Raw genomic sequence first — 5176 nt, 5'->3', positions numbered from 1 at the left:
GGCCACTGCTTCCGAACGCGGAAAATGAGGCGTAAATCAGGCTCGGATTCGCGGCCATGAGCTCGGCGCGACCCAGTCCGATCTCGTCGAGGGCGCCGGGACGCATCGACTGCACCAGCACGTCGCTCGATTTGGCTAACTGACGCACGATCTCCTGACCGGTCTTTTCGCGTAAGTCGACGGTCAGGGAACGTTTCCCACCGTTGAATGTCTCAAATACCCAGGGCACCAAATTGCGGGCCATGTCACCCCCGTCGGGGTTCTCGATCTTGATGACGTCGGCGCCGTAGGAGGACAGGACTTTGGTGCACGAGGTGCCCGCCCAACCGTTGGTCAGATCGACGACACGGAATCCCGACAGTGGGCCTGAATGCATAACAGATATCATATCGCGTATCTCCGATGATTGTCACTACCATGAGGCGAGCTGGTAGCGGCCTCGGTTCGCAAGCGTGACGAGTCGAATCACGCCGCCGGCTGGTACAGCTGCGCGGGGTGAACGCCTTGGCGGGCCGGTCCTCACTACCGGCAGTACGTTCCGACAGCATTGCCGAGGGTGACCGCGGTTACATTGACACTCAAGGGGGCCGATAGTCTATCGGCGCCGCTGCGTCAGGGGTTCTGACAGACGGCCCTCGAAAAGCGTGACAACGGCACATGACGTTCTCGACGTGATGCAGGGCCGGCCCAGTGTGCCCAGGTATGGAGGTCGACGTGCAATCAACGCTTTCGCTGCTTCGCACCCGCGCCGCCGAAACGCCTGACCGGTTGGTGCTCAACGACATCGGCGGCGCCGCCTACAGCTATGGCGCATTCTGCCGCGAGGCGCTGCGATGTGCCGATGCGCTCGAGCGACTTGGCGTTGGGCGCGGAGATGCCGTCGCAACCATGCTGCCCACCGGTGCCGACGCCTTCGTTTTGCAGGCGGCGTGCGGCTATCTCGGGGCGACCAACGTGCCGGTCAGCACGTTGATGCGGGGAAACCCGCTGTCCCATGTGCTCAACGCATCGCGCGCAGCGACACTAGTCACTCTTCAGGACTGCCTGACCGCCAATCACGCCGTATTGTCCGCGGTGACGAGGCTGAAGCGGGTTATCGTCCGCGACCGTGAGTCGGCGAGCGATGCGTCGACGCCACTGGCATCCGCTGTGCTGCTCGGGTGGGCGGAAGCGTTGGCCGAGGCTCAGCCGATTCCGCGGCCCGATCCGGATCCGGCCGCGGCCCAGTCGATCCTGTTCACCTCTGGCACGACTGGGCTGCCCAAGCCCGTGGAGGTGTCCCACCGCGCGTTCACGAGCTATGCGGCGCACATCGTGGATGACCGAGATCATCTGTGGCCGACCGATTCCGGCTATTACAGCCCCTGGTCGACTGCGCACGCGCTCGGGTTCATAGCTCTAGCGGTCGCGGTACAACGGGGTCAGCGCCTTGTGGTTCGCGATGGCTTTTCCCAACAGTCCTATTGGTCGGACATTCGGAACTACGACTGTCAACTCACAGTGGCTCTGAACATCGGGCAATTGCTATGGGACAGCGAACCGCGGCCGGACGACGCCCGTAACCCCTTGCACACGATGATCATGGTCCCGCTCATTCCGCAGTTCCGCGCCTTCGGCGACAGGTTCGCGGTTCGCATCGCGACCCTGTACGGCATGACCGAGATCGGCCCTGCCTTGCGTTCGCTGGCGCCGGCAACCCACGATGTCGCCGGTCATCCCAGCAGCGGCTACGAGGTCCGGCTCGTCGACACCCGAGGCACGGACGTCACTCCTGGGGAAGCCGGGGAACTCATCGTGCGCCATGTGGACGGCGCCCTCGCGTCGGGCTACGCGCATCTACCCGCCGAGACCGAGAACGCCTGGCGGGGTGGCTGGTTCCACACTGGCGACCGATTGCGCGACTGCGCGGGCGAGCTGCGGTACGTTGACCGGCTGACGGACACCATCCGACACCGAGGGCGCAACATATCCCCATCGCAGATCGAGGCGGAGGTGCGCCTGCACCCAGCGATTGCCAAATGCGCCTGCGTCGGCCACACATCCGGCGCCGACAGCAGGTATGGCGAATCCGACCAGGACTTGCGGATATTTCTGCTGGTGAAGCAGGGCCGTGTGCTCACTGTCGAAGAACTGATCGACTACCTTCGGCCCAGGCTGCCGCCCTACATGCTGCCGCGGTATTACGACGTGCTGGCCGAGATGCCTACCAGTGTCAATGGGCGAATCATCAAAGCCGAGTTGGCCAAACGCCCTCTGGGCGCCGGCACCGTCGAACGAGCCTCGACGCGTGGTGCCAACCAGCCCAGCGTTGTCGGCGACGTAAACCAGATGTCGGGTAGTAGCTAGGGGATGACCGGCGGAATGCCGCCGATCACCAGGCGCTTCGATGAAAACCGCCATCGACGGGGATGAATTGGCCCGTCACGTAGCCGGCTTGCTGTGAGCACAGGAACACGATTACGCCCGCCATCTCTTCCGGCGACCCCAACCGCCGAACGGGAACCGAAGAAACGAGTTGATCAACCAGTGATTCAGCTGACACGCCACGCGTTTGGGCGAGCTTCTCGTAGTAGCCCTGCATACGCGCCGTCGCGATATAACCGGTCGCGATCGTATTGATCGTGATGCCATCCCGTCCGAATTCGTTGGATAGCGATTTGTTCAGCGGGATCACAGCGGCCCGCGACGTGTTGGCCAGAATGTGGGGCAATTCGGGCGGGGGTTCCTTGGCCGCGCCGGAATTGAGCGCAACAATGCGACCCCACCGCTGTTCGCGCATATGAGGAATGACGGCACGCGCCAGGTAGACCATGCTCATCGTCATGTCATGGACGGCATCGGCGAAATCGTCGTTGGTCACGGTGAGGAAATCGCCCTGCTTCGGCCCCCCGACGTTGGCCACGGCGATATCGGGACGCGATCCGAAGGCTTGCTCGGCGGTCGCGACGGCGCGGTCGACGTCATCTTCTTTCGTCAGATCCGCCGCCACGCCGACCGCCTGACCGCCGGCGGCCTGGATTGCCGCGACGGTGTCGTCGATCGATTCCTTGTGCTCCGGTAGCGCCGCGACGACGACTCGGCAGCCCTCTCGGGCGAACAGCTCGGCTGTTGTGCGGCCCATGCCCATGCTGCCGCCGGAAACGAAGGCCACCTTGCCCGCAATCCCAAGATCCATGATGTTCAGCTTCCCATCCATAGGTCCGTCACACTGCACTTATGATATCATATCGTGACGTTTCCCCATTTCCCGTGGAGGCATCGTGCCAGACAACCGGCCCGACTTGCGCGCACCGGCGAACGGGCAACCACATCTCTCCCGGCCGCAGCACTTCGACGGCGTCGCCGCCGATGGCCTGGTCACCGTGACGGTCTCCGAAACGGGTGAATTGCTTGGCGTGCACATCTACCCCGGCGAGTACCGGCGTGACGACCCCCCGGGGCTGGCGAACATGGGCGACATGGTGGTGGAAGCGCTGCAAGCCGCCAAGGCACGTGCTGCCGGGTTCGCCGACAGCCACCCGAGCACACCGGATCGCGATTAGCGCAGCGCGCGCGACAGCCCCAGCGCCGCGGTGCGAACGGCGGCAGTGGCCGCCGGCGCGGAGAACTCTTGCGCGCGACCAGTTATCGAGATGGCGGCGACCGCGCTGCCAGTAGCGTCGATGATCGGGCCTGCGACGCAGACGATCCCGATCGTCGACTCCTCGCGTTCAACGGCGAACCCGCGGACTCTTGCCCGCGCCAGATCGCGACGCAGCAGACCGGGAGCGACGATGGTGCGTGGTGTCAGCCGGGTCAACCCCCGGGCAATCACCGCGTCAGTCAGCGCCGTTGCGTTGAACGCCAGCAGGGCCTTGCCCACCCCGGTGCAGTGCATGGGCATCCGACCGCCCACCCGCGAGCCCACCCGCGGACTGCCGCGGCGCGCCAGCTTCTGGACGTAGACGACCTCCAGCCCGTCCCGAATCGCCAGATGTACGGTTTTTCTGGTGGCTTCGAACAGATCGGCAAGATACGGGGCGGCGATCTCACCGATATCGCGTTGAGTCGGTACCAGCTGGCCAAGTTCAAACAGCCGCATTCCCAACCGCAGCCGCCGGCCCGACCGCTCGAGCAGTCCCCATTTTTCGAGTTCGGCGACCAACCGGTGGGCGGTGGCCTTCGGGATGCCGGTTGCACGGCACAACTCCGCGAGTGTCATCGCCCCGCCGCTCGACCGGAAGGCCAGCAGCAGCATTGCCGAACGATCCAGCATCGAGACGGCCGGTTTGTTCCGGCCAGCGGAACGCATGGCTACCACATTGCCGCGATACGATGTCACAGTCAACCGGTGACAAATCTGCGGAAGATTCCCGCTGCGATCGTCGGGCCGGGCAATATCGGAACCGACCTACTGGCAAAGCTGCGCCGCTCGGACTGCATCGAAGTCGCCTACATGGCGGGTGTGGTCGAGTCGGAGGGTTTGCGGCGAGCGCGCGCTCTCGGGGTGGAGACCTCCGCCGGCGGTGTCGACTGGCTGCTGCGCCGAGATCCGTTGCCCGAACTGGTTTTCGAGGCCACCTCCGCCAGTGCGCATGCGGCCAACGCTCCACGCTATGCCGAAGCCGGCATTCAGGCCGTAGATCTCACCCCGGCACACATCGGACCGATGGTGTGTCCCCCGGTGAACCTGGCCGATCACATTGGGGCACCCAATGTTTCAATGATCACCTGCGGCGGACAGGCCACGATCCCGATCGTGGCCGCGGTGTCACGCGTCGCCCCCGTCCCCTACGCCGAAATTGTGGCGTCGGTGTCGTCGCGGTCGGCCGGACCGGGCACTCGCGCCAACATCGATGAATTCACCGAAACGACCAGTCAGGCGGTGGTCGACGTCGGCGGCGCAGTCCGCGGCAAAGCCATCATCATCCTGAACCCCGTCGAGCCACCAATGATCATGCGCGACACGGTCTTTTGCGCGATCGGGCCTGACACCGATCAAGCGTCGGTGGCAGAGTCCATTCACGAAATGGTCAGCGATGTTCAGCAATACGTCCCCGGCTACAAGCTGCGCGCTGATCCGCAGTTCGATGAGCCGCGTGAGAGCTGGTCCGGGCGAGGGCGTGTCGCGGTGTTTCTCGAGGTCGAGGGCAACGGCGACTACCTGCCGCCCTATGCCGGCAATCTGGACATCATG

General features: G+C 64.4%; 6 protein-coding genes. 3 read left to right on the top strand and 3 right to left on the bottom strand.

Annotated features, from left to right (window positions below; translation table 11 throughout):
- A partial coding sequence (locus WAN02_RS06420; protein ID WP_422263332.1) for a CoA transferase occupies window positions 1-376 on the bottom strand: 376 nt, incomplete at its 3' end.
- A gap of 338 nt (window positions 377-714) precedes the next feature.
- Between WAN02_RS06420 and WAN02_RS06415 the strand changes: the two genes are divergently transcribed.
- Window positions 715-2346 carry a class I adenylate-forming enzyme family protein gene (locus WAN02_RS06415; RefSeq protein ID WP_422263331.1) on the top strand — a complete coding sequence of 544 codons (1632 nt, stop codon included), beginning with the start codon at window positions 715-717 and terminating at the stop codon, window positions 2344-2346.
- A 25-nt stretch (window positions 2347-2371) separates the two neighbouring features.
- On the opposite strand, the gene WAN02_RS06410 is transcribed toward WAN02_RS06415, so the two are convergent.
- A complete protein-coding gene (locus tag WAN02_RS06410; RefSeq protein WP_422263330.1) occupies window positions 2372-3175 on the bottom strand; it encodes an SDR family oxidoreductase in 804 nt (267 codons plus the stop codon).
- Between the two features lie 85 nt (window positions 3176-3260).
- Between WAN02_RS06410 and WAN02_RS06405 the strand changes: the two genes are divergently transcribed.
- Window positions 3261-3542, top strand: a complete 282-nt coding sequence (locus tag WAN02_RS06405; protein WP_422263329.1) for a YbaB/EbfC family nucleoid-associated protein — start codon at window positions 3261-3263, stop codon at window positions 3540-3542.
- Here the strand turns inward: WAN02_RS06405 and WAN02_RS06400 are convergent.
- The gene (locus tag WAN02_RS06400) at window positions 3539-4291 is read right to left on the bottom strand and encodes an IclR family transcriptional regulator (RefSeq protein ID WP_422263328.1); all 753 of its coding nucleotides are present in this window, start codon (window positions 4289-4291) and stop codon (window positions 3539-3541) included. The genes WAN02_RS06405 and WAN02_RS06400 overlap by 4 nt on opposite strands.
- A gap of 48 nt (window positions 4292-4339) precedes the next feature.
- Here WAN02_RS06400 and WAN02_RS06395 point away from each other — a divergent pair.
- Window positions 4340-5176 (top strand): acetaldehyde dehydrogenase (acetylating) (locus WAN02_RS06395; RefSeq protein ID WP_422263333.1); only part of this gene is annotated, 837 nt, incomplete at its 3' end.

It is taken from the genome of Mycobacterium sp. (genome assembly GCF_049281135.1).
Classification (GTDB): Bacteria; Actinomycetota; Actinomycetes; order Mycobacteriales; family Mycobacteriaceae; genus Mycobacterium.
The sequence above is the reverse complement of the archived record's forward strand: the minus strand, read 5'-3'. Positions and strand labels throughout refer to the sequence as shown.